This is a genomic window from Paenibacillus sp. RUD330, from assembly GCF_002243345.2.
Classification (GTDB): Bacteria; Bacillota; Bacilli; order Paenibacillales; family Paenibacillaceae; genus Paenibacillus_O.
Map to the genome: position 1 here is coordinate 2,988,599 of NZ_CP022655.2, position 24,256 is coordinate 3,012,854.

At 62.3% G+C, this 24,256-nt stretch carries 17 protein-coding genes; 2 read left to right on the forward strand and 15 right to left on the reverse strand.

Features of this window, described 5'->3' with window-relative positions; genetic code table 11:
• Nucleotide 1: 1 nt before the first annotated feature.
• The 13 genes from CIC07_RS13530 to CIC07_RS13590 form a co-directional block, all read right to left on the reverse strand.
• Nucleotides 2-1,291, reverse strand: a complete 1,290-nt coding sequence (locus CIC07_RS13530; RefSeq protein ID WP_076355497.1) for a Ger(x)C family spore germination protein — start codon at nt 1,289-1,291, stop codon at nt 2-4.
• Nucleotides 1,288-2,388, reverse strand: a complete 1,101-nt coding sequence (locus CIC07_RS13535) for a GerAB/ArcD/ProY family transporter (protein ID WP_076355495.1) — start codon at nt 2,386-2,388, stop codon at nt 1,288-1,290. Before CIC07_RS13535 ends, CIC07_RS13530 begins: the two co-directional genes overlap by 4 nt.
• Entirely contained in the window at nt 2,385-4,073 is a 1,689-nt protein-coding gene (locus CIC07_RS13540; protein ID WP_076355493.1) for a spore germination protein, read from the reverse strand. The genes CIC07_RS13535 and CIC07_RS13540 overlap by 4 nt, the downstream gene beginning before the upstream one ends.
• 288 nt (nt 4,074-4,361) lie before the next feature.
• On the reverse strand, nt 4,362-5,588 hold the full coding sequence (locus CIC07_RS13545; protein ID WP_083688091.1) for a nitric oxide synthase oxygenase: 1,227 nt from the start codon (nt 5,586-5,588) through the stop codon (nt 4,362-4,364).
• 14 nt (nt 5,589-5,602) lie between these two features.
• The gene (locus tag CIC07_RS13550; protein ID WP_076355489.1) at nt 5,603-6,427 is read right to left on the reverse strand and encodes an EcsC family protein; all 825 of its coding nucleotides are present in this window, start codon (nt 6,425-6,427) and stop codon (nt 5,603-5,605) included.
• Between the two features lie 340 nt (nt 6,428-6,767).
• The gene (locus CIC07_RS13555) at nt 6,768-8,840 is read right to left on the reverse strand and encodes a HelD family protein (RefSeq protein WP_076355485.1); all 2,073 of its coding nucleotides are present in this window, start codon (nt 8,838-8,840) and stop codon (nt 6,768-6,770) included.
• 151 nt (nt 8,841-8,991) lie between these two features.
• Entirely contained in the window at nt 8,992-9,264 is a 273-nt protein-coding gene (locus CIC07_RS13560; RefSeq protein ID WP_076355483.1) for a DUF1294 domain-containing protein, read from the reverse strand.
• A gap of 113 nt (nt 9,265-9,377) precedes the next feature.
• Entirely contained in the window at nt 9,378-11,936 is a 2,559-nt protein-coding gene (gene hrpB, locus CIC07_RS13565; RefSeq protein WP_076355481.1) for an ATP-dependent helicase HrpB, read from the reverse strand.
• Between the two features lie 412 nt (nt 11,937-12,348).
• Nucleotides 12,349-13,707, reverse strand: a complete 1,359-nt coding sequence (locus tag CIC07_RS13570; protein WP_076552902.1) for an ABC transporter substrate-binding protein — start codon at nt 13,705-13,707, stop codon at nt 12,349-12,351.
• On the reverse strand, nt 13,694-15,250 hold the full coding sequence (locus CIC07_RS13575; protein ID WP_076355477.1) for an ABC transporter substrate-binding protein: 1,557 nt from the start codon (nt 15,248-15,250) through the stop codon (nt 13,694-13,696). The genes CIC07_RS13570 and CIC07_RS13575 overlap by 14 nt, the downstream gene beginning before the upstream one ends.
• Complete coding sequence (locus CIC07_RS13580; protein WP_076355475.1) at nt 15,247-15,810, reverse strand: RNA polymerase sigma factor; 564 nt, start codon at nt 15,808-15,810, stop codon at nt 15,247-15,249. The genes CIC07_RS13575 and CIC07_RS13580 overlap by 4 nt, the downstream gene beginning before the upstream one ends.
• A 240-nt stretch (nt 15,811-16,050) precedes the next feature.
• Complete coding sequence (gene corA, locus CIC07_RS13585) at nt 16,051-17,001, reverse strand: magnesium/cobalt transporter CorA (RefSeq protein WP_076355473.1); 951 nt, start codon at nt 16,999-17,001, stop codon at nt 16,051-16,053.
• Between the two features lie 116 nt (nt 17,002-17,117).
• The gene (locus tag CIC07_RS13590) at nt 17,118-18,119 is read right to left on the reverse strand and encodes a hypothetical protein (protein WP_139334413.1); all 1,002 of its coding nucleotides are present in this window, start codon (nt 18,117-18,119) and stop codon (nt 17,118-17,120) included.
• A gap of 370 nt (nt 18,120-18,489) precedes the next feature.
• Between CIC07_RS13590 and gluQRS the strand changes: the two genes are divergently transcribed.
• Nucleotides 18,490-19,467 carry a tRNA glutamyl-Q(34) synthetase GluQRS gene (gene gluQRS / locus CIC07_RS13595; RefSeq protein ID WP_076355467.1) on the forward strand — a complete coding sequence of 326 codons (978 nt, stop codon included), beginning with the start codon at nt 18,490-18,492 and terminating at the stop codon, nt 19,465-19,467.
• 59 nt (nt 19,468-19,526) lie between these two features.
• On the opposite strand, the gene CIC07_RS13600 is transcribed toward gluQRS, so the two are convergent.
• Nucleotides 19,527-20,222: an MOSC domain-containing protein gene (locus tag CIC07_RS13600; protein ID WP_076355465.1), complete on the reverse strand. Its 696-nt coding sequence runs from the start codon at nt 20,220-20,222 to the stop codon at nt 19,527-19,529.
• A 108-nt stretch (nt 20,223-20,330) separates the two neighbouring features.
• Nucleotides 20,331-22,580: a heavy metal translocating P-type ATPase gene (locus CIC07_RS13605; RefSeq protein WP_076355463.1), complete on the reverse strand. Its 2,250-nt coding sequence runs from the start codon at nt 22,578-22,580 to the stop codon at nt 20,331-20,333.
• Between the two features lie 205 nt (nt 22,581-22,785).
• On the opposite strand from CIC07_RS13605, the gene CIC07_RS13610 reads away from it, so the two are divergent.
• Entirely contained in the window at nt 22,786-24,219 is a 1,434-nt protein-coding gene (locus CIC07_RS13610; RefSeq protein WP_076355461.1) for a sensor domain-containing diguanylate cyclase, read from the forward strand.
• The last annotated feature ends 37 nt before the right edge of the window (nt 24,220-24,256 follow it).

Here is a 24,256-nt window from a genome sequence, read left to right on the forward strand (position 1 = left end):
TCTAGTTCATTTTGTCTCCTTCCACGGCGGGTCCGACCTGATCTCCATGCCTGCGCATCTGAAACCGGATATCCAGCCGATATTTGGCGTCCTTGATATGGTCCCTCCATTTATAGGCATACCATTCCTTCAGCGTGGGGAAGGTCCTGCGGACGCGATTGCCGATATGGAAGCAATCCGTGCTCCATTGATGCATCGTCTTGTCCAGCATTTTGGACGCGCGCTCTCTCAGCTGCTCTTCCACGGAAGCTTCAAGCATGACCTGATTGCGCGGAAGCGTATAATCCAGCTCCGAGAACGAGCCGATCAGGTCCCCCTCCATCCGCACCTTGAAGAACACCTGAACCTCGTCGCCGCGCCTCTCGATGCGGATGTCGGGCTTCTTCTGCGCGCTCATGATGATGCTCATCGTAAGCTTCTTTTCGGATGGATCGCGAAATTCCAGCGTCGTCTTCTCGAACTCTCCGCGGAGCATGTTCAGCATGACCGTCTCGTAGGCCGTAAGGAAGCCGGCCATCCTTTGCCCCCGGTATACCGCGCTGCCGAAAAAGTCGATCGGCGTCTCGCCCGACCTGTGCGGCTCCCCTGCGTACTCGTCCTCCGTCATCGGCTGCGCGGTATCCCGGTTCTCCGAGCTCCCATCCGGAATTCGGGCTTTCCCCTTCTCGATGTCGGAGCGCGCTGCCGACAAGATCGTCGTCGCGCCCGTCCCAGGCTGCTCCATGTCGACGATGAAATCATGGAACCGGGAGTGATGGGGAGTCACCGCGCCGATATTATGAGGATCCAGCTCCAGCTCGAACCAGAGGTTGATGTCCTTCTCCATCCTGGGCTTGATGGAATGGATGAACGTATCCGCTCTTCCTTTTGTCGTAATGACGTTGACGGTTCTCCTGAACTCATCGTTGCGCACGACCTCGCCCATGACCGGCATGATGCCTTTGCGGGCAAGGCTTTCCCCGAGAACGAACACTTTGGAGTGGATCAGGGTCAGCCTGCGGGCGACATAGCTCTGGCTCGTCATGAGCGCCGCGGTGAGATTGGATGCCTCCTGCGAAAAAACGTCGACGATCTTGTCGCTGCCGCCGGATGTGTCTCCGCCTGCGGCGGCATTGCTTGACTTCGGCATGGCAACCGCGAACGTATAAATGAAATCGTTGCTCGGCCCCGGGTCGACGCCGACAGCCATGATGAAGGCCATGTTCTCGGGATCTAGCCGGTCCCAGCATCCGGACAGCAAAGGCAGGCTTGCAATCGGCAGGCACAGGAAAGCCCGCAGCAACCGCTTCATGCCTGCCTCCCCTTGAGCTTGGTCCTGATCATGCCGAGAAGCCAAGTCAGCATCGGAATGCCGATCGAGACGAGCGAGCCGTACGTCCTCAGGAATTGCCCGTCCCATGAGACCGCCTCCATCTCGCTGCCGGGAATGATCGAGCAGGCATAGACGAGCAGCGCCAGCGGGAAGATGACCGGCTGGATTTTGGGCAGCTTCATTACTTGGGACAGAGTCGCCGCCGAGCAGTACAAGCCGATGGCCAGCTTCATGACGGCGCAGATCAGCCAAGCGATGAGGAACACGCTTTCCAGCCTCTGGATCCATCTGCCGAAGATGACGAGCCGGCTGAGCTCGAACATCGGCACGTTCAGCCGAACGGCTGTCGGGTAAGGAAAGACGAACAAATACACGAATGTGGTGATGAAAATCGTGAAAGCCGATACTCCCATGCACCACCAGGCCGCCTTTCCCCATTGCCCCTTTTTCCGCAGCCGCGGAAGCAGAAACCCGAACACGAGCATTTCCGAGAACAAGGAGCTCTTCACCAAGCCGAGGGAAAGGACCCTCGTGCGCCCCGTTCCCCAGAAGGGCTGCAAGGCGTTCGGCTCGAAATGGGTCATCAAGCCGCCGAGGAGCACGACGACGACGCTTGCGACGATCAAGCCTGCGGCCGACCAGCAGAATCGGCCTATTCCTTCAAGCCCTGCATAAGCGACGACAGCGATCGGAATCAGCATGGCGATCATGATGATGTTCATCGGCGTGCGCGGCAGGATATCCGAGGCCAGCAGCTCCGAGAACTCGCGGAGAACGAGAAACGTAATGGCGAAGAAAAAGCTGAAATAGACGAGATTCCATGCCGTCCCCAGCCACGGTCCCCATATTTCCTCCGTCGCCTCGATCAGCGTCGAGCCTCCCGAAGCATGGCGCAGGACGCCCCGGATCGCCCACCAGGTTAGCGGACAGAGCAAGGCGGCGATGAGCGCGATGATCCAGCCGGCCGTCCCGCCGGATTCCGCCAGCGATCTCTGAAACGGCAGGAAAATCTTGGCAATGATGAAGATAATCCCGATGGAGGCGGCTTCACGCACGCCGATATGATGCGTATTCAAGCGGAATCCCCTCCTTTGACGGGAGCGGCTTCCATGCTTCCGTCTCCGCTGCGCTCATCCGGAATTTTATCCATGTCCTGCGGATGGATCGAGATCGGCCGCTTCGTCTGCTTTTTCAAGGGAGCCCGGATCAGCGTATCCCTGCTCGGGCGGCGGGGGGAGAGAGGCGACAGGCTCGGCACTCCGAACCGGTTGCCCGACATCCAGTACGTCCACAGCATGATGGACAGCAGGATGACGCCGACCAGGCCGAGGAACGAGGCGCAGGCCAAATAGACGAATCTCAGGATGCGCGTCGTGAATTGCATGTTGTAGTTCGGGATCGTATAGGAGGCCAGCGCCGTAGCCGAGGTGATGATGACGATGATCGGGCTGACGATATTCGCTTGAACCGCGGCTTGCCCGAGAATCAGCGCTCCGACGATGCCGATGGTCGGACCGATGACGCTCGGGATGCGGACGCCGGCTTCCCGGATCAGCTCGAACATCGATTCCAGCAGGAAGGCTTCGGCCGAGACGGGAAGCGGCACGGATTCGCGGGTGCCGGCAATGGCGAGCACGAGTGTCGTCGGAATCATCTCATGGTGATAATTGGCGATGGCCACATAGAGAGCCGGCAAGTAGAGGGACATGAAAAAGCCGACCGTCCGCACGATCCGCAAAAAGGTGCTGTAATGCCAGCGCAGATAGGCGTCTTCGGCCGTCTGCAGAAACAACGGAAACTGGGCGGGCACGATCAGCGCGAACGGAGAATTGTCCACCAGGATGCCGACGAAGCCGTCGGCCAGCTGAGCCGCCGTCCGGTCGGGCCTCTCCGTGCTGAGAATGCCGGGGTAGATGGAATTGGGATGGTCCTCGATCAATTGCTCCACCATCCCGCTGTCGCCGATGTAATCGATGTCGATAGCGGCTATGCGACGGCGCACCTCGTTCACGAGCTCCTCGTTGGCGATCGACTTCAAGTAGACGAAGGAAATCCGCGTTCTCGAGAGGCTGCCTGCCACTCCCGACTCGACGATGAGATCTGGCGTGCTCAGCCGGCGCCGGATCAAGGATATGTTCGTGCGGATATCCTCCGTGAAGCCTACTTGGGGGCCGAGCACGACATTCTCGGTTTTGGGAGCCTCCAGCGCCCGCTTCTCCATGCCCTCGACATCCAGAATTCCCGCCGAGCCGGCGCCGTCGACGAGCACGACCGCCGAGCCGATGACGATGGCGTCCGCGATATCTCCCATTCGGTGGGAGAATTCCATTTCTCCGTTCGTAAAAACGGAAGCGGCCATGTCCAACGCATCGGCCTCGTCTTCCGGAAGATCGGCTTCCACCAGCGGCGAGATGACCGTCCGGCTCAGATGCTGCCATTCAATCAGGCTGTCGAGGTATACGACCATCCCCGGTCTCGACTGCTTGCCCAATGAAATCGAACGGAAGATGAGTCCGCTGTTGAGCGGATAGGAAAAATGCCTCTTCAGCCACGCGACATTCTCCTCCAGCTTGTCATGCAGAAGCAGCGGATTTCCTTCCTTATCCAACAGCGGCGGGACCAAGGGAAGCGCCGCTGCAGAAGACGGAGGCTCTGCCTGCGACTCTCCGTCCCCCTCCCAGCTCCCGAGAGAGAAGGATTTGGAAGGCTCGTTCGACAGATCCGCGACGACATATTTTTTCAGCTTTGCCCATCCCTTCATTTCGCTTCACCCCCTGGTTGGCAAGCCTTCAGAAACTTACCTGTTTTTCGGCCGACTGGATAAAGATAACATCTGCTTGGAATGCCGATTTTATTCCCATCTTCCCGATAAGTCTGAGGCGGCCGGCATCTGCAAGACCTGAAGAGGCCCTCCTAAGGGATTGGAGAGCAGCATATCGGATGTGAGCCCATGGTAAAAAGAGGTGTCATCAATAACAAGGAGATGAAAGCACGGCAAAAAGCCGACCTCATTGCTGAGGTCGGCTGGCTATTGGTTGCATCGCGGCAGCTAGCTGCCGCCGCTGACGTGAAAGGGACAGCCGCTCCTGCCTCCTGCCGCCTCGGCGTAGAGAGGCGGCTGCGCTGCTCCCGAAGATTCCGGCGGAGCCGGACGGGCAGCAGAGGTGCCTGCGCGCACCCAGGCCGGCGGCTGATAGCTCAGGCTTGGGCTGAGATCGTATTCCTGCATGGCGCTGTCATGCCATACCGCAGTAGCCGCAGGCGATATCGGCGGGATGAGCCAGCTCCAGCGCGCGGACACGTCCCTGCCCTGCTCCCGTTCCTGCTGCTGGAAGCGCATGAATTGGTCCGCCGCCGTATGATGGTCCACGATGCTGACTCCGTCCCGCTTGAAGGAATGGAGGACGGCCAGGTTCAGCTCCACCAGCGCCCGGTCCTTCCACAGCGTCGTGTTGCTGCTGCGGTCGAGGCCGAGGGCGTCGGCAACGTCGGGAAGCCTGTCGTACCGGCCGGCGTCCGCGAAATTGCGGGCGCCGATCTCCGTTTCCATGTACCAGCCGTTGAACGGAGCGGCCGGATACTGGATGCCGCCGATCTCGAGGCTCATGTCGGATATGACCGGCACGGCATACCACCGAAGGCCCAGAGAATCCAAAGCAGACGTCTCGGGATGGCGGATCTCGACTTCCTGAACCAGATGCGGCGGAATCTCATACAGCTTCGGCTCCCTGGCTCCGATGCCGATCACGAGCGGCAGCACGTCGAAGTCGCCTCCGCTTCCTTTCCATCCGAGACTCAGGCATATGGACGTGAACTCGTCGGATGCCGGATCGCCGCGGCGCGGCGAGGAGCCGTCCGGCGAAGGATATCCCGCATACCGGATGAGCTGGTGGTTCCAGATGGATATCTCTTCCGAGCCTTCCGAGCGGCTGCGGAACACCGTCATGAGCGGGCGGATCCTGCCTTCCGCTCCCGCCTTCTCCAGATGGCGGAACAGGCATTCGGCCACCTCGTCCTCTGTGGATGCATGGCGGGCATCGATCACTTCGAGGGAATTCCAGAACAGGCGGCCGATGCAGCGGCTGTTGTTGCGCCAGGCCGCCTTGCCGCCATAAACCAGCTCCTCCGCCGTATGGTCATAACCGCCCGTCCGGCGTATGGCGGAGAGGACCTCCCGGATCCGCTCCTCCGCCTCCGCGGGCGGCTTGTCCCTCTCCCCGAAATACCGGCGCAGAAAGGATTCCGCCTCCCGGCATACCGTGTCCATGCCCTCCATGCTGCTCATGCTGTCTATTCCCCGCTTTCAGCCAGTCTGGCCAGAATTCTCCGCTTCCGGTACAGCATCTCCGCCGCTTCGGTCACGTCCTTCAGCATCCCCCGGTTCGTGTAGGCTCCGAAAAAGATGCCCGCGACGGGAATCGCCTGAAGCAGCTTTTTCCAGCCCCAGTTGTCGCGGTACACGCTGATGACTTCCCTCCATCCCTGGATGCGGGAAATCGCGGCTTGGGCGGCTTCCTCCCCGGCCGATGCCTGTTGATTGATCTCTTCCAGAATAGCACGTTTCCCGACAATATCCGAGGATGCGAATTGCATGACCTTGACCGTGAAGATCCGCTCTTCCTTGAGCGTCGGGTCAAAGCCGTACGACAGGCCGATTTCCTGGATCGCCTTGAGCGAAAGGCCGAGCACGGCCGGAATGTCCACGGCGAGCGTGAAGATCCCCCCGATGCCGGTCGTCGCGCCTTGCGCCGTCGCGAACAGCGTCCTCTCGCCGGCGAGCTTCCGGGCCGCCTCGTCCATGACCGCCAGCGAGTAAGGGCCCGTCTCCGGTCCGCCGCGCTTCGCATTCGAAGATGCCAGCAGCTGCCCGACCTTCCGGCCGGCGACCAGATACTTTCCTCCGTTCTGTATATATCCGCCGAGCTCGTCCAGCGCGACGCCCAGCTTCTCATGAATGATTCTGGGGGTGATCTTGTCGAGCATCTTGAACGGCAGCCGCGACAGCCGGTCCCAGATCATCAGGTTTTTTTGATCCTTTTCCCATTTCTCCACTTCAGCCAAGGCCGATTTCAATTGCGCAGCCGTCTCGAGGCCGCCTCCCGCATGAATGGACATCAGAGCCAATCCTCCTTGTGTGCAACGCTTGCCTGCTGCGGACGGATCGCCGGCGGACCTGCCGGCTCATCCCGCTCTCCAAGTACGGAGAAGCCGCCATCCAGGTTGCGGTTATGCTTTTTTTACCCGGAAACCAACCCGGCAATCCATGCGGCAAGCTGCAGAAGCGAAAAAGCCATGCGGCAAGCTGCGGAAGCGAAAAAGCCATGCCTCAAGCCTGAGGGTTCCCAGGCTGAAGACACAGCGTGTCGATGGCTGACGCGGAACGGATGCGCTCATCGCTCCAAGCGGAATCCTGTCGGCTCGGGGAGCTCCGCCCAACGGCTGGAGCAGAACGCCATTAGGCCAGCAAGCCGGTCAGCCGGCCTTGATACAGAACCCGCAGACGGTGCAGAGCCCTCGTGCAGCCTACATAGAGAAGCTTCGCGTCGGTCGGGCCGTAGGCCGCTTCGCCCGCGTCGGCAATGAGCACGGCGTCGAATTCAAGACCTTTGGACAAATAGACCGGCACGACCGTAAGGCCGCCGCCGTACGCCGGCTGGCGGGAATGGACGAGCGCCGCCTCGAGGCCCGCGTCCGTGAGGATCCGGTGGATATCGGCGCATTCAGCCTCTGTCCTCCCGATGACGGCGATCGTCTGGAACATTTTCTCCTCTTGCCACTCCCGAACCGTGTCCGCGAGCCGCTTCGCCCAATCTCCGCCGCCGCAGGCCACTTCCTCGACGGGATCGCCGCTGCGGAACACCGGGACGGCAGGCTTCACCTCGCCCGACATGCCGGCAAGCACGCGGTTGGCGAAGTCGATGATTTCCATCGTGGAGCGGTAGCTTCGGTCCAGCTCGTAATAACCGGTCTGCTCGGCCGCGAACAGCTCCCGCTGCTGGCTCCAGCTCGTTATGCCCGCATAAGCGTGGATGCCCTGCTGCAGATCGCCGAGCACCGTCATCGACGGCTGGCGCTGGCACAGCTTGAGAGCCTCGATCTGGAACGGAGAGTAGTCCTGCGCCTCGTCGATGACGATGTGGTCATAATGCGGCAGGCCGAGTCCATGCAGGCGGATATGAAGGTAGACGAGCGGAGCGAGATCCTCCTGTTCCGCTTCTCCGGCCTTGATCCTCTGCGCGGTCGCCTTGGCCAGAGCCTTGGGCAGCGCGCCGGCGGCCGTCTTGCCGTCCAGCAGAGCGCGATAGAGGGCCGGCGCCGAGTAGGACGGTATTTTCTTGGTGAAGGAAGCCAGCTTCGCGAGCGCTTTGGAGCGGATCTTCTTATCCGTTACCCCGCGGCTCTTGAGCTCGCCTTCCAGCCAGCGGCTGATCCGGCTCGCGAGCCGGTCGCGCCGGCGCATGATCGATTCCTCGCCGTAATCGGTATGGAACCATTGACTCATCTGCTCCGGCATGAGGCGGAAGCCGGGCAGCGGCTCGAACGGCTCCGAAGGCACCATGCCGGCTTCGAGATCCGCCAGCTTCGCCTCAAGCGCATCCTTGAAGGCAAGGCTTCCCTTCAGCAAGCCGGAAGCCTCCCGCCACTCCTCGGCCGTGTGGGGACGTTCGAACCAATATTCCATCGTATCCGCCGGAGAGCGCAGCGTGACCTCGTTCTGCAGCAGCTCGACCGCCCATTCGGAGAACGTCGTCTGGACGATATCGCCGACGCCGAGCTCCGGCAGCACGCCCGAGATGTAATCGAGGAACATCCGGTTGGGGGCGAATATGATCATCCGCTCCGAGCGGATGCGTCCCGCGTACTGATACAGCAGGAAGGCGAGGCGGTGCAGCGCTACCGTCGTTTTCCCCGAGCCGGCCACGCCCTGGATGAACAAGGCGAGATTTTTGTCCGCGCGGATAATCTTGTCCTGCTCCTGCTGGATCGTCGAGACGATGTCGCGGAGCTTGTTGTCCTTGCTCTCGCCGAGCCGGTAGAGCAGGAACTCGTCCGTCACCGCATCGTCCTCCTGGCCGCGCACGAAGCTGTCGACCAGCCGCAGCAGCTCTTCCCTGCGCACCATCAGGTTGCGCTTCAGATGGACCGTGCCTTCGATTTCCCCATCCGGCGATTGGTAGTTGACCGGGGCTTCCCCGCCGCTGAACGAATAGAACAGGCTTGCGACCGGAGCCCGCCAATCGATGACGAGCAGCTCATCCGATCCGGAACGGGCCACTCCGGCCTTGCCGATGTAGAGAGGGCTGGGATCGGCCTTGCCCTCCTCCTGGAAGTCGATCCGGCCGAAGTAGGCTTCCTTGCGTGCCAGCTCCAGCCTTCTCTCCCGTTCCTCCCGCTGCAGATCGAGCATCTGCTCGGTGAAATCGTCGCCGGTATAGCGGGGGCCGATTCCCTTCAGCTGGACTTCGATGTCCTTCACGGCGCTTTCGAGCCGCGATTCTTCCTCTTGATAGGCACTTTGAGCATTCATGCCAGTTACCTCCTAAGGGTGGGTGATTGGAAAAAGCGAAAGGTAACTATAGCACAGAAGGCGATCTGGCAGCAATCGGAAAAATGCCGCCGCTTTCATTTCCTGCGGGGCGGAATGAAAAAACCGGGCCATAAGCCCGGAATCAGTGCTGCTACAACCATTTCAATACGGCATACACCCAGATGGCGTCCACGACGATGAGCAAGGGTATGCCCAGCCGGAAGGAAGCATGGAGCGTCTTATGCCTCCATGCCTTCATGCCCGCCCATGCGCCGGGAGCGCCTCCCAGCAGGCTGACGGCGAACAGCCTCTTCTCGGGGATGCGGCGCCTGCCCGCTCTCGCGGCCGCCTTGTCGATGCCGAACATGGCGAAAGCCAGCAGGTTGGCCAGCAGCAGATAGATGGCCAGGAATGCAGATGTCATAGGGGGTCCGCTCCTTTCAGGAACTCATAACATGAGTGATGATAGCTCGGGCTGTGAAGTCCGCGCAGGCCAAATGGAAGGCATTGATCGAGTTGGCAGGAAGAGAGCCCCGATCAGGTGCCTCTGGGCTTGGCGCGGCTCGTCGCCTGCGCCTGCAGCGGGTCCTCGGGCCAGTAATGCTTCGGATACCGCACCTTGAGCTCCTTGCGCACCTCGAAATAAACCGAAGACCAGAAGCTCTCCAGATCGCGGGTGACCTGCACGGGCCGCTGCGCCGGAGAGAGCAGATGGAGGACGACAGGAAGCCGTCCGCCGCCGACCTTCGGCGAATGCTTCATGCCGAACAGCTCCTGGAGCCGAACCGCCAGGAAAGGAGCCTCCGGATCGCTGTAATCGACGGGGATCCGGGAGCCGCTAGGCACGGAGAGATGAGTCGGGGCATAGTCGTCCAGCTGCCGGCGCTTTTCCCAGCCGAGCAGCGCGTCCAGAGCGGCCGTCAGCTCCAGCTTCTGCAGGCCGGAGGCGCTGCGGATGCCGCCCGCATAGGGCGCGAGCCAATGCTCCAGGCTCTCCAGCAGCGCCTCGTCGGATGCGTCCGGCCAGTCCGGGCGCATCGCATGCATCAGCCTCATGCGGGCTTGGAGCTGCCTGGACGCTCGGTTCCACGGAAGGATGCGCAGGCCAAGCTTGCGGATTCCGTCCATCAGCGCGGCCGAAACCCGGGCCGGATCCGGCTGCTGAAGCTGCGCCTCGCGGACCGTGATCGCGCCGAGCTTCAGCTTTTTGCGGCTGCGGACGGCTTGCGCTCCATCGTCCCAGAGGACCAGCTCCTCGGTATCGAACAGCTCCGGCAAATACGTCTCCAGCTCCTCGAGCTCGACGGATGCGGCAAGGTCGATCCGGCCTTCCGTGCCGGAATCATCCAGCTCGCAGACGACGAGATACTGGCATTGCGAGAGCGGCTGCGGATTCGGCAGCGCCGCCCCCCGGCCGCCGGACATCAGGAAGCGGCCGTCCGGCCTCCGCTGGGCGATGCGGTCGGGATACGCAAGCGCGAGCAGCAGGCCGCCCGGCGCTTCCGCCGCGGCGAAGCCCGGCTCGCCGCCGGCGGCCGCGCCTGCAGGCGCCCGGCGCCCGGCCGCCTCGGCGGAGCCGGGCGCCAGCTGCGCCGCCAGCGAGCGGCGCCACTGGCGCGCTTCCGCCGCGGCCTTGGCCGCAGCGGCTGCGAGCGCCGCGTCGCCTTCGCCGCGGGCTCCCGCGCGCAGCGCGGCAAGGCGCAGCCGCAGGTCTGCGCTGCGCTCGCCGCGCAGCAGATCCCGCTCGCCGAGCAGCGCGGCGAGCTCGCATGCGGCGTCGCCCCAGCCGAGCCCGGCGGCGGCAAGCGCCATATGCGCGAGGCGCGGATGGCCGCCGAGCGCGGCCATCCGCCGGCCATGCGGCGTGATCCGCCCGTCGTCCGCGAGCGCGCCGAGCCGCTGCAGCAGCTCGTTGGCTTGCCCGTAGGCGGCGGCCGGCGGCTCGTCGAGCCAGTCCAGCTCGGCGGGATCATGGACGCCCCAGGCCGCCAGCTCCAGCGCAAGCGGAGCCAGATCCGCCTCCATCAGCTCCGGCACGGCGAAAGGCGGCAGATGGCGATGCGCCTCCTCGCCCCACAGCCGCCAGCAGGCTCCAGGCGCCGTGCGGCCAGCCCGGCCGCGCCGCTGGTCGGCGGAGGCGCGCGATACCGGCTCCGTCTCCAGCCGCGACATGCCCGTGCGCGGCGAAAACTTCGGCACGCGCGCAAGGCCCGCGTCCACGACCGCGCGCACACCCGCGACGGTCAAGCTGGACTCGGCGATGCCGGTCGCCAGCACGATCTTGCGGCTCCCCGGCGGGCATGGCGCCACTGCGTCGTCCTGCTCGCGCAGCGGCATGCTTCCATGCAGCTGGCGCAGAGCCGTTCCCTCCGGCAAGCCCATCCGGCGCAGCGCGTCTCCCGTCCTCCGGATCTCGGCCATGCCCGGCAGGAAGACGAGCACGTCGCCCTCCTGCCGCCGCAGCGCTTCCATCACGGCTGCGGCAGCGTCCTGCTCCAGCCTGGAGCTGCCTCCCCGCGGCCGGTAGAAAGTCTCGACCGGGTATTGGCGGCCTTCGCTGAGAATGACCGGCGCCCCTCCTAGAAGCTCCGATACCTTGCCTGCCGCAAGCGTCGCCGACATGACGAGCAGCCTCAGGTCCTCCCTCAGCAGGGAAGCCGACTGCAGGCACAGGGCAAGGCCGAGATCGCTGCTGAGATGCCGCTCATGGAACTCGTCGAAGATGACGGCCCCGTAAGCCTCGAGTGCCGGATCCTCCTGCAGCATGCGCGTCAGCACGCCTTCCGTCACGACCTCGATTCTTGTGCCCGGGCCTACCTTCGTCTCCAGCCGGACGCGGTAGCCGACCGTCTCCCCCGCGCTCTCCCCGAGGATGCGCGCCATGTAGGCCGCAGCCGAGCGCGCAGCGAGCCTGCGGGGCTCCAGCATGAGCAGCTTGCGCCCTTCCAGCCAGCGGCTCTCCAGCAAGGCGAGCGGAACGCGGGTCGTCTTGCCCGCTCCGGGCTGGGCGACCAGCACGGCGCGCGTACCGGAATCCAGCGCCTCCAGCAGCTCCGGCATCACTTCGTCTATGGGCAGTCTATCTGCCTCCGCCATGGCATTCCCTCCGGTTTCTATCGCGATGTACGGACTCTACTCTACCACACCGGAAGCCTTCGGCGCCAAGCCGCCGGCCCGGAATTCACTCGGGGATCGGCGTCTTCTCGATTCAGCCGGGCAGTCCGGCGGCGGTGCCGAATCGCTGCCCGGGGCACAAAGAACGCAGCATTCCTTTCATCGCCATGACTTGGCCTCCTTCAAGCCAACGACAACAAAAGCCGCCCCGGCGGGACGGCTTCAATCATCAAGGCTTGAGTTTGATATCATTGCAGGAGGAGAATCTCTTCAGCCGTTTATGAAGCTTGGGAAGGTCAAGTGCTGGATAGGGAAGCGGCTGGAATTCTAAACTCTCTTGAGCGCTTCTGAAGCGTTGAGCGGCTGAGTTTTGAAGGTTTTCCTGCACCAGCAGTCACTTCCCACCCGCCTGCAGCGCATCGTCCAGCAGCGCCTGTCCCCGTTTCTGGATATGGGCCGCCGCCTGCGCTGCCGTCTGGCTTCCCTTAGCCGCGGCGGATATCTCTTCGTTCTTCAGCTCCGTATACATGCCGTCGAATTCCAGTCTTTTCGGACTGTTCCAGCCTCGCGGAATATCGACGAGCTGCGGATTGATGCAGGGCTCAAGCTCGAACAGCTTGTCCAGCAGCGGATCGCCCTTCAGTCGGGGATAGGCGGCGATCGGAACCGGCGCGTACCCCAGCTTGATTTTGGCTTTGGCGATATGCTCGCTGAGCATGAGCCGGATGATCTTCCATGCCTCCTGCTTGTGTTCGGACGAACGCGGTATGGACATGATCTGGCCGGCGCTGATATGAGCGCTGCGGCTCCGGTCCCGGGACAAGACCGGCGGCGTCGTCTCTCCGGTCTCGAATTGATACGGCTGGCCGCCGTAATTTTCGAGCGTCATCGCCGCCCTGCCTTTGGCGAACTGCTCCCCCGCCTCGACCGCTTCCTTATCATACACCTTGACGCCGTTCACGATCTTCGCCCGGTCTTCCTCCAGAGACAAGGATCCGTTCCGGTACAGCTGCACGATCTTGTCCAGAACCAGGCCCAGCTCGGGACTATTCCATAACAGCTTGGTGCCGTCCGGGCTGAAATCCGACATGCCTTCGCTATAGAGATAAGCGCCGACCAGGTCGGAAGGCGTATGATTGACTCCCAAATGCAGGCCGGTCACCGGCTTCCCGCCAGCCTTCATGCCATCGAAGCGGCCAGCCAGCTCGAACACCTCTTCGATGCTCATTCCGTCCCGGGGCGGTTCGACCCCCGCCTTCTCAAACAGCTCCTTGTTGTAGCGGAGAACGCTGAAGGTGACTTCCGGCGAAAGTCCCAGCAGCTTGCCGCCTCCCGCCGCGCTCAGCAGATCCGGCATTCCGCCGTAAAGGTCTTCCTTGCGGAGGCTGGAGTCTTTCATGTAGGGAGTCAGATCCTCCAGCAGCTGCTTGCCGCCCAGCTGCGAATAGAAGACATCCCATGTCAGGAGCAGATCCGGCTTTTGCTCCTTCAACACCTTTTCGTACATCTCGGGGGTGAGGGAGCTCGTGTAATCGGGGTTCATTTCCACCACCTCGACAGACAGCTCCGGATAAGCGGCTTCGATGTAATCCCGGTACATGGCGTCGAATTGGCTCTTGCTGTCGGCGACGACCTTGATGCTCGGGCGCGGAGCCGGACCTGCGGAGGAGCTGCTGCATCCAGCGATGGCGCCGGAGCCGATCAAGGCGGCGATCAACGGCGCGGCTGTCCAAAAACGTCTAGTCCTCGCCACGGACGATCCCCTCCTTGATCAAATTCCTTTCCAGAGCGATCAGATTCCTCGCCAAAACGTTCTCGATCAGTCGGAGCGCCTCCTCGGAGGACAGCTTTCCTTGCGACCACTGTTTCATCTGCGGTCCGTACTCGATCGAAAGATAGCCCAGATAGCTGTCGCCATCGTAAACAGGCAAGCTGTTCTCGTTCAGCTTTTTCGAGCCGCTCTCCGTATAAAAAGCCTTCCACCGCTCCTCCTGCTGGCTCTTCATCGCCTCCTCGAAAACCGGCATATCCATCGAATTGTCGGCATTCCTTTCCGTTTTGGACATGAGCACAGCCGCCTTCACCAGCTCCCAAGCGGCGTCCTTGTTCACGCTTTTGGCGTTGATGACGTAGATCCGGCTCATGTCCAGCAGATCAGACGCATTGACGGAGTCGATGTTTTGCTCGTAAGGCAACGTTTTCCAGTTCCTTTTGACGGCTTCGCTTTTGACTCCGGCCACGGACGGACGCTCGATCTCCGTTGAGGCGAGCTGACTGTAGAAAGACGTATCGCCGAAGCGCATAGCCGCTTTCCCGCCGCCGAACAAGTCGTTCTGCACGACCTCGCTCATCGGAATGCCTTTTCTGCCGCCAAAATCCAGATCAGGAGAGGGAGCGATCCATCCTTCGCGGAAGCCGGCCGCAACCTGGTCGAACAGCTTGATCCACCCTTTGCCGGACAAGGCCGAATACGAGCTCTGGAGCATGGGATCGCCACCATACAGCTGGAGGCCGCTGGCCTGGCCGAGCTTCAGCGCCGTCTCCGCCGGATTCCCGTTGTCCCTCGTATCCGTTGCAAGTCCCGTCGTCCCGGTACCCTCGAAGCGTTTGGCGGTCTCAAGAATTTCCTGCACCGTCGCGCCTTCCCTCGGAAGCGCTACCCCGTTCTTCGCGAACAGATCCGGATTGACGAACAGCACTCTGGAGCTGAATTCCCCCGCCAGCCCTTGCAGCTCCCCGCCTCCGACGGCCTTGAGAGCATCCAGCACAGGCGCGTGCATATCGCTGAGATCAAGCTTGTCCTTGAGGAGGTAAGGCTCCAGCGGGAGAATCCTTCCTTCGGCGGCCAGCTGCCTGTAAATGGCCGTCGGGACGACAAGCACATCCTCTCCTCGATCGAGAGCGCTCCGGTAGTCCGCCAAGCTCCTGCTCTTGCCGTCCCAGAGCCCGCTCATGCTGATGTCAACCGAGGGATGGCGGATGATGAATTGACGCTTCAGCGTATCGACGTTCATGCTGCTGCCGCCATACACCTTCAAGGTAAACTCCTTGTCCGCGAAGGCGTCGTCCGACAACGCTCCGATCCCGTCCGCCTGCAGCGGCTGCCGGACGTCTCCGAATCTCCACAGCCCGACGACGAGCACAGCCGCCGCTGCCAGCGGCAGCACCCTCAGCCATGCTTTCCGGCTTTTCTTTTTTTCCATCGCGACCCGCTCCCTCACTTTGCGTTCAAGTTCCGAGGTGAACCCGTTCGCGACCGGCAAGGAGCCGGACAATGACTTCTCCCAATGGTTCATATCCACTCGCCCCCCACATTCAGAGCTTCGCTGGCCGATACTTTGCGGTTCATGGCCGCCCGTGCCCGATGAAGCCGCGATTTCACGGTTCCTTTGGCGACGCCGAGCAGCCCGGCCGTCTCTTCCATGGTCATCCCGTAGTGGCAGACCAGCAGCAGCGGCTCCCTCAGCTTCAGCGGCAGGCTGAGCACCGCATGCCACACTTCCTCGCTTTGAAGCTTGCGCAGCAGCTCTTTTTCCGCGGAAGGATGGGAAGGGCCGCCGGGCAGAAAATCCAGCAGCATCACCTTGCGCACCCAGGAGGAACGCATATGGTCAAGCGCAGCATGCCGGGTAATCGTCAAAATCCACGTCTTGACCGAGCTCTGTCCCCTGAACTCGGGAAGCTTCTCATACACTTTGAGAAAGACATCCTGGGCGATGTCGTCCGCCAGGTCCCGGTTCCGGGTAAGCATGAGCGCAAAGTTCCAGACGTCCTTCCCGTACGCCTTCATGAGCTGATCCAGCGCAGAGCCCGCATTGTACTCCGGGGCCGTGTATTGCAAATAATCGAATTCCAATAGGTTCACCTCGGGTAAGTGGACGGGAAAGGAAAGAAATGGTTCCCTTTATTTCCTGCTTCTTTCCCTATCCTATCGAAAGCGGCCGAAAAAAGGGGGATTTAATGGAAAAAGGCTCCTTTCCGGATGGAAAGAAGCCGCCTTGCTTGATCCTGGATGGCAAGCATGAACATTCGGCAAAGGCCCGCCGCCATGAGGTCCATTTTACAGGCATGAACCGCATCGATGCGGTGTCCGCCTTCAGTCGAACCAGCCCTTGCGCTTGAACCAGGCGAACATGGCCAGCGCGATCAGCCCCATCGCTCCCAGCACGATGAAGTAGCCGTAGCGGAACTCCAGCTCGGGCATCTTGACGAAGTTCATCCCGTATACGCCCGCGATGAAGGTTAGCGGCATGAAGATCGTCGTAATGACCGTGAGCGTCTTCATGATGCCGTTCATCCGGTTGGAATTGTAGCTCATGAAGCTGTCTCGCAGGTCGGCCGTCATCTCGCGGCAGGCTTCCAGCGTTTCGGTCTGCTTCAGCAGATGGTCGTAGATGTCCAGATAGAACGCTTTGAAGTCCTTGAAGCTCGGAAGAGCTTCCGTGGAGGTGAGCCGGTAGAGCAGATCCCTCATCGGAACGATCGTCTTGCGCAGCTTCAGCAGCTTGGCCCTGATCGTGAAGATCTCGTCCATGCCGGATTGCTTCAAGTAGCCGGAGCTGTTGAGATCGGCGTCGAGGAGCTGGTCCTCGATGCCGTATACGGCGGGAAAATACCGGTCGACCAGCTTGTCGGTCACGCTGTAGGCTGCGAGCAGATGGCCCTTGCCGGGATGCTTCGGATGAACGGCGAGCGTCTCCCAGGCCTCGTCGACTTCCTGCGACGAGGCGAAATGGAACGTCACCGCGTAGTTCGATCCCAGAAACAGATTCACCTCGTCGACATGCAGCGTCTCTGGAATAAGCGCATGCATGACGAAGAAATGGACATCCTCGTAGTGGTCCACTTTGGGCCGTTGCAGCAGGTGAAGGCAGTCCTCGATCGCCAGAGGATGGAAGTGGAATCGTTCGTCCAGCAAGGAAATCTCCTCCGCGCTCGGCCGGTCCATGTCCACCCAATACCACAGCGCCTCCATCGCGTCGAGATCGTCCAGACTGATATTTTTATGCAATTTTTTGGCCGCATCCATCGCCATGACTCGAATCATCTGTGTCTTCCTCTCTATGCGGATCCGCTTCGGGATCTATGCCTTCCGGCCTTTGTCAGTCCTTGCTGCTTATCCCGATCTGGCATCCGCGCCTTCCGCCCTATCAGCGACAGCTTCTATTCCCGGCCGGCCTCCATGATCAGCCGTTCCCGCTGCCGCTGGAGAGCGGACAGCTCCGACTCCCGACGTGTCCGCTCCCCATCAAGCGAACGGTACAGAGCGCGGGTTTCGCCGTGCAGCCCGCGGGTACTTTCCAGGGAAGCCGTTATCTTGCTCTGCACGAACCAGTCCATCAGAAATCCATCCAGCAAATAATCGCCCAGCCTGGCGCCGCTGCCGACCGGAATGCGGAACGCTTCTTCGCGCCCAAGATCCTTCAGCTCGGATTCCAGCCTTTTTGCCGCGCTGCGGGCGGCCCCCAGCGCCTCCTGCGCCTCGTCCATCCTCCGATGCTTGATATGCGTGGATATCATGCCTCCTCCAAGCATATCGTAAGTGCCCCAGCTGGAAGCCGACTCGAGGCTGGACAGCGCCTGCTGCAGCTTGCCGTTCAGATCGGAGCAGGCCGTACATGCTTCACGAAGCTCGGCCAGCAGGCTCGTTTTCCCAGCCAGCTCCGCATCCAGCCTGTCCAGCTCCTCCTTCGCTTCCGGAAGGCGCAGCCGGATCAGCTCCTCCTTCCTTTGCTTCAGGACGGGAAGCATGCGGGCGGGGCCGATATGCTCCGCCAGCTTGAGGCCGGCTTCCGCAAGGCCTGATTTCAGCCTGTCCAGCTGCTCCTTGGCTTCCTTCAAGCGGAGCAGGGCATCGGCCGCCTCCTGCCGCTCCAGCTCCCGCTGCTCTTCGAGACCTCCCGTCAGCTTCAGCCACAGCGCGCTCCAGCCGAGACGGGACAGCTGCTCCACATCCTCATGCTCTTTGCGGCTCATATCCTCCAGCTCGTAAATCTGGCGTTCCATAGCGAAAATATCCTGGCGCAGCTTGTCCCTGCGCTTCTCGTGGAAGGAAAGCTCGGCTGCGGCGCGCTCCGCTTCCTCCAGCTGCTTCGTCAGGCTTCGAAGCTCGCTGTCCGTTCCCGCTTCTGGCAGGCGGTTGAAATCATCGCTCTTATCGGTCATTGTTCCCGCTTCCTCCTCCGGCATTCCCGGCCTTCCTCGTCCGATGGCATCCCGGTTAGGAACAAGGATGAAAGATTCTATGAATGGAATGGCCCGGTTTCCTATGTCGTTGCTATTGCTTGGCATGCCCGTCTCCATTGAACTCCAGAGCTTGCTTGGCATGTCCGGCTTCAACCGCACGCCGGACCTTGCCGGCATGTCCCGATTGCCCATGCATGCGAAGCTATGGTTCAAAAAGCCTTGTCCAGCTCGGCCGGATTCATTCCCTGCCATTGTGTCGCCGCGGCGGCTAATGCTATTATACCAAGCATAATCGGACTTGGCCGCCTTAATTGACGGCATAAGCCGCAAGGCAAGGAGAAGTGATGAAATGGCTGCCACAATCGGAAGATTCGCTCCGACCCCGTCGGGACTCATGCATCTGGGCAATGCGAGGACCGCCCTCCTGGCATGGCTGCAAATACGGGCCGCCGGAGGAACGTTTATCCTGCGCATGGAGGATATCGACGGCCCTCGCTCCAGATCACAATACGCGGAAGCGGCGCTTACGGATCTGCGCTGGCTCGGCATCGACTGGGACGAAGGCCCGGACATCGGCGGCCCCCGTGGACCGTACACGCAAAGCGAACGGCTTCCTCGCTACAAGGAAGCTCTGGACAGGCTTGCGGCTGCGGGAATGCTCTACCCTTGCTACTGCAGCCGCGCAGAGCTCGCCGCCGTCGCCAGCGCCCCTCACGGCCTCTCGTCGGAAGGCCCCGCCTATCCGGGAACATGCAGGCATCTTGGCGAGGCGCAGAGGCGGGAGCGCGGCAAGGCCAAGGAGCCCTCGCTGAGGATGGCCGTCGATGCCGGGCGCGTCGTATCGTTCGAAGACTTGGCCGCCGGACAGCAGCATACGGCGCCGGGCGCAGGAGGCGACTTCGTCGTCCGGCGGGCGGACGGCATCTACAGCTATCAGCTGGCCGTAACGGTGGACGACGCCCTGATGGGCGTGACCGATGTGCTGCGCGGGAGCGATCTGCTGGACTCCACTCCCCGCCAGCTGCTGCTCTATGAAGCGCTCGGCTTCGCCCCTCCCCGGTTCGCCCATGTTCCGCTGCTGATGGGACCGGACGGCAGGCGGCTGGCCAAGCGCCATGGCGGCATCTCCCTGTCCGCCATCCGGGAATCCGGCGCAAGGCCGGAAGCGGTCGTCGGCCTGCTCGCCTACTGGAGCGGCCTCCAGGACCGCCCGGAGGCCGTCGCCGCCCGCGAGCTGGCGCCGGCCTTCCGCCTGGAGCATGTCCCCGCGGCGCCGGTCGCCGTGAGCGGGGAGGACCTGCGGCTGATCGCAATTCCGCACCTATAACCACCGATCCAACGACTGCCGCAGCAAATGAAGGAATCAGCCATTCGGCGAAACGCCCGCTAAGCCTGCTCCGGAAGCTCCACGGGCAGGACGACAGCTCCTTTTTCAAACCGCTTCCGCAGCGCCTGGCGCCAGTCCGCTCCGAGCGCTTCCACGGCAAGCACCCGCTCCGCCTTGGCGCTCCAGCCCGGAGAACGGTCATAGAACACATCGAACGCTTCCTTCACCGTCACCTGAAGCGGATGCCGCTGCAGCTCGACCGAGTTGCCGGCCTCGACCGCGCCTTCCTCCAGAACCCGCAGGTAATAGCCTCCATACCCGGTTTCCTTCACCCATAGAGGAAGCTTGGGCTGCTTCAGCCACGCTCCCAGCTTGTAGCAGGGCTGGCGGGGCTCCGTCACCTCCAGCAGGGCGGTTCCGATGCGCAGCTTGTCTCCGATGCACACGATTTCCTCATGCAGGCCGGCCACGGTCAAGTTCTCTCCGAACAATCCCGGCCTGCTCTCGATGCCGAGCCTGTCCTCCCAATAAGGATAACGGTCGGCCGAGAACATGAGCACCGCCTTGTCCGGACCTCCGTGGACGGAAGGCTCCGCCTGGAAGTCGCCGTCGACCTGGCGGAAGCGGACCGGCACCGCGCCGGAGCGCGGCGTCTTGTTGATGGCGGAGGAGACGCAGCGCCCTTTGAAATCGAGGCGCTGCGGCCGGCCTGTCTGGATGGAGACCAGATATCCCGCCGCGTGCTCTGTTTCCATGCCGCTTCCTCCTTCCCAAAAAGGGATTAATAACGCTTGACTGACGTGCCTGCCCTAAACCGAATGATATTACCCCGGAAGCCCAAGGCCCAATCGGGCTCCTCCGCCTCAGCGGTCCGACAGCAGCCGGCGGATGCCTCCCGACAGCCGCAGCGAATTGGCGACGACGGTCACCGAGCTGAGCGCCATCGCGGCGCCGGCCATCCACGGCTCCAGCAGGCCGAGCGCAGCGACCGGGACCATGACGGCATTGTAGAGGAACGCGAACGCCAGATTCTGCCGGATATTGCGCACCGTCAGCCGGCTGACTCCGATCGCGTCCCGGATGCCGGTCAGGCTCGGCCTCAGCAGCGTGATATGCCCGGCGTCAAGAGCGGCGTCCGTGCCGTCGCCCATGGCGAATCCGGCGTCGGAGGCCGCCAGCGCCGGGGCATCGTTCCAGCCGTCGCCCGCCATGGCCACGACGCGTCCCTGCTTCTGGAGCGAGCGGATGAGCTCCAGCTTGCCTTCCGGAAGCATGCCGGACTTCACCTTGCGGATGCCGGCTTCGCGCGCGGCGGCGGCGGCGGGACCGGGGCTGTCTCCGGTAGCGAGCACAAGCTCCAGCCCATCCTGCCGCAGCGCTTCGACGGCACGCGCCGAGGATGGACGGAGCCGGTCGCCTAGCGCGACCGCCCCGATGCATGCGCCGTCCAGCGAGACGAACAGCACCGTCTCTCCGGACTCCTCGCGCGCCTGCGCGAACGAGGCGGCTTCCCCCATGCCCCTCCAACGCTCCTGCGCTGCGAGCTGCCTGCCCCCGATGGAGGCCCGTCCTTCCGCACAGGTTGCCGCCGCCCCGAACCCGGGCCATTCGAGGGCTTGCTCCACGGCCGGAATGACGATCCCCCGCTTGCGCGCTTCGCCTCGGATGGACAGGGCATAAGGATGCCGCGAATCTCCTTCTGCCGCGGCGGCCAGCCGCAGCACGGCAGCCGGGCCGAAGCCGGAAGCGGGAGCATGGACGGCCGTCACGCCGGGACGCCCTTCCGTCAGCGTGCCTGTCTTGTCCAGCAGGACGGTGTCCAGCTGGGCCAGACGTTCCAGCGCGCCCGCCTCCTTCAGCACGATTCCTTGGCGGGCCAGCTTGCCGGATGCGATGACCAGAGAGATCGGCGTCGCGAGTCCAAGCGCGCAAGGACAGGCGACGAGCAGCACCGACAGCGCGCTCAGCATCGCGCTGCGCAGGCTGGCGCCGCTTCCGGAGAGAATCCAGCCAACGAACGTGAGTGCGGCAAGCAGCAGCATGACGGGAACGAACCGGGCCGACCAGGCATCCACCTTCTTCTGGATTCCCGTCTTCGCTGCCTGGGCTTGGCGGAGCAGCGCGCCGATCCGGCTGAGCATCGTGCCTTCTCCGGTCTTCTCCGTCCGGATCCGCAGCGTATCGCCGCGGTTGAACGTGCCTGCCCATACGAGGCTGCCCGGCAGCTTGGGCACCGGACGGCTCTCTCCCGTGAGCAGCGACTCGTCCGCTTCCGAGTGGCCGCCGGTGACGATGCCGTCGACCGGAATCAGCTCTCCGGGACCGACGAGCACGATGTCCCCGTCGCGGACGCTTTCGGCCGGAATGCGGCTGATTTCATCCGCTCTTTGGACCGTGACGTCCCGCGAGGCCAGCTTGGCATATCCGTCGCTTTCGCGAAGCGCCCTGGCGCTGGAGCGGGATTCCATGTATTTGCCCAGCAGCACCGCCGTAATGACGATGGCCCCGGTGTCGAAGTAGACGGGCAGAAGCGCTCCATGCCCTCCCCCTGGGCTGGCAGAGCCGTGGCTTCCCTGGGTGAAGACGATATAATGGCTGTACAGATACGCCGATGACGTCCCGATCACGACCAGAACGTCCATATTGGCCGTACGCTCGCGGAGCGCGCTCCAGGCGTTGAGGTAAAAAGGAAGCCCGATCCAAAGCTGGATGATGGTCGCCAAAGCAAGCTGGACCCATGCATTGCCTACCAGCTCCGGAACCGGAACGCCGCCCAGCCAGCTGTAATGCGAGACCATCGCCCACAAGAGCGGGATGGACAGCAGCAGCGACAGCAGCGAGCGGTTCCGCAATTCCGCCATTTCCTTCATATGGCTTGTCCGGTCTCCCGGCTCGGAGGTTGCGAAGCCGAGCCGGCGGACTCTTTCCTTGATGGCATCCGGCTGCTGCCTGCCGGCCTCATACCGGATCCAGGCCATGCGGGATGCATAGCTGACGGAAGCTTCCGTCACTCCTTCCATCTTGGCCAGCGCCCGCTCGATCCTTGCCGCGCAGGCGGTGCAGCTCATGCCCTGGATGCCGAGATCCAGCGCAGCCGTCGTTCCTTCGTTCATCCCGGCGCTCCTCCCTTGCCGATAGCTAGATTCATAGAACCGTCCCTATCAACTATATGGCTGCCGCCGGCCCTTCATTCCATTCCGATTCAGTATTTGCATGGCTGCTGCCGATATAGGTTCTAGCTCTGCTTGCGAATCCCATGCAGAAGTCCATATACGCGCCCCATTCTACCCGGAGGAGCGAGCCCGGAGGAGTAAGACGATGAACGAACCGCTTCCCTATTCCAATCAAGTGCTGACGATCGCCACGACCCGCAGACAATACGCGGCCGCGATTTCGGCGACTTTGCTGCTGCTTCTCATCTCGGCGGCGGCACTGCCATTCGGCGACCTCTCTTTGTCGGTCGTCAAGCCCTTCCTGCCCGCCTTCATCGCCTGGTTCCTGTTCGGAGACCTGCTCACCGCCCATCTGCTCTACAGCCAGTACAGGGCCATCGGCAACCTCTCGATTCTTATTCTGGCCTGCACGTACCTGTTCACGGCCTTGATCATGATCCCTTATATCCTGACGTATCCAGGCGTCTTCACGGAGAATGGAATGCTGTCCGCCGGCCCACAGACCTCCTCCTGGCTGTGGGTATGCTGGCATGCCGGCTTTCCTGCCGGCATCATCTCCTATCTGCTCGCCGACCGCTGGGAGAAGCGTCCCGTCGAGTTCCGCCGGAATGCGCTGTGGGCGTTCATGCTGACCTCCGGCATCCTCATCCTCGTCGCGGCCGCCGCTGTCGTGACGACAGCAGCCCATGACCGCCTGCCTGTGCTCGTGCAGCAGGACAAGTTCAACCCTCTCACGAACGTCGTCATCAAGCCGCTGATGCTGGGGCTGAACGCCGCCGCTCTGGTCATGCTGGTAGGAATGAAAAAAGGCAAGACCGTCCTCAGCCTCTGGCTGAGCGTCGCCCTTCTGGCTTTTCTGATGGACATCGTCGTCTCCTTGCCTGCCGGCTCCAGGTACACGTTCGGCTGGTACATGTCCAGATTCAACTCGCTCGTGTCCGCCTTCGTCCTCATTTGCGCCATCATCTACGAGGTCAACCGCCTGTATGTCCGGCTCGTCAAGCAGCAGAAGGACCTGGTCGAATCCCAGGAGGAGCTCCGCGCCATGAACGAGCAGCTGACGCAGCTCACCAATCTGGACGGACTGACAGGCATCTCGAACCGCCGCAGATTCGACGAGCTGCTCGACCGCATGCTGCAGGAATCCCGCCTCAAGGGGCAGCCGTTCTCGCTGCTGCTGCTGGATATCGATTTTTTCAAGCTGTACAACGACCGATACGGCCATCAGAAGGGCGATCTGGTCCTGAAGAAGGTCGCTGAGCTCATCGACGGCTGCCTCCGGGACGGCAAAAGTGTCGCAGCCAGGTATGGAGGCGAGGAGTTCGCCGTCCTGCTTCCATGCACCGACCGCGCGGGAGCTCTCGGCATGGCGCAAGTAATTCTGGAGGCCATCCAGGACGCGGATCTCCTTCATGAATCCTCTCTCGTCGCCCCGCGCGTCACCGCAAGCATCGGAACCTGCACGAACAATCGCGGAGAAGCCTGGGGCCGCGAGGAAATGATCTTTCGTGCGGACAGCGCCCTCTACAAATCCAAGGCCGAAGGCCGCAATCGCGCAACCGCTGCGGAAGAGGAATAACATCATGAAAAAAGGCCTTTCCCGATCGCCCGGGAAA

Excerpts from the sequence above, each read along its gene's own strand:
- corA (WP_076355473.1), bottom strand. The coding sequence starts at position 17,001 with ATGATTCGAGTCATGGCGATGGATGCGGCCAAAAAATTGCATAAAAAT.
- CIC07_RS13605 (WP_076355463.1), bottom strand. The coding sequence starts at position 22,580 with ATGAACGAAGGAACGACGGCTGCGCTGGATCTCGGCATCCAGGGCATG.
- CIC07_RS13545 (WP_083688091.1), bottom strand. The coding sequence starts at position 5,588 with ATGGAGGGCATGGACACGGTATGCCGGGAGGCGGAATCCTTTCTGCGC.
- CIC07_RS13540 (WP_076355493.1), bottom strand. The coding sequence starts at position 4,073 with ATGAAGGGATGGGCAAAGCTGAAAAAATATGTCGTCGCGGATCTGTCG.
- CIC07_RS13590 (WP_139334413.1), bottom strand. The coding sequence starts at position 18,119 with ATGACCGATAAGAGCGATGATTTCAACCGCCTGCCAGAAGCGGGAACG.
- CIC07_RS13560 (WP_076355483.1), bottom strand. The coding sequence starts at position 9,264 with ATGACATCTGCATTCCTGGCCATCTATCTGCTGCTGGCCAACCTGCTG.
- hrpB (WP_076355481.1), bottom strand. The coding sequence starts at position 11,936 with ATGGCGGAGGCAGATAGACTGCCCATAGACGAAGTGATGCCGGAGCTG.
- CIC07_RS13550 (WP_076355489.1), bottom strand. The coding sequence starts at position 6,427 with ATGTCCATTCATGCGGGAGGCGGCCTCGAGACGGCTGCGCAATTGAAA.
- CIC07_RS13530 (WP_076355497.1), bottom strand. The coding sequence starts at position 1,291 with ATGAAGCGGTTGCTGCGGGCTTTCCTGTGCCTGCCGATTGCAAGCCTG.
- CIC07_RS13600 (WP_076355465.1), bottom strand. The coding sequence starts at position 20,222 with ATGGAAACAGAGCACGCGGCGGGATATCTGGTCTCCATCCAGACAGGC.
- CIC07_RS13555 (WP_076355485.1), bottom strand. The coding sequence starts at position 8,840 with ATGAATGCTCAAAGTGCCTATCAAGAGGAAGAATCGCGGCTCGAAAGC.
- CIC07_RS13575 (WP_076355477.1), bottom strand. The coding sequence starts at position 15,250 with ATGAACCATTGGGAGAAGTCATTGTCCGGCTCCTTGCCGGTCGCGAAC.
- CIC07_RS13610 (WP_076355461.1), top strand. The coding sequence starts at position 22,786 with ATGAACGAACCGCTTCCCTATTCCAATCAAGTGCTGACGATCGCCACG.
- gluQRS (WP_076355467.1), top strand. The coding sequence starts at position 18,490 with ATGGCTGCCACAATCGGAAGATTCGCTCCGACCCCGTCGGGACTCATG.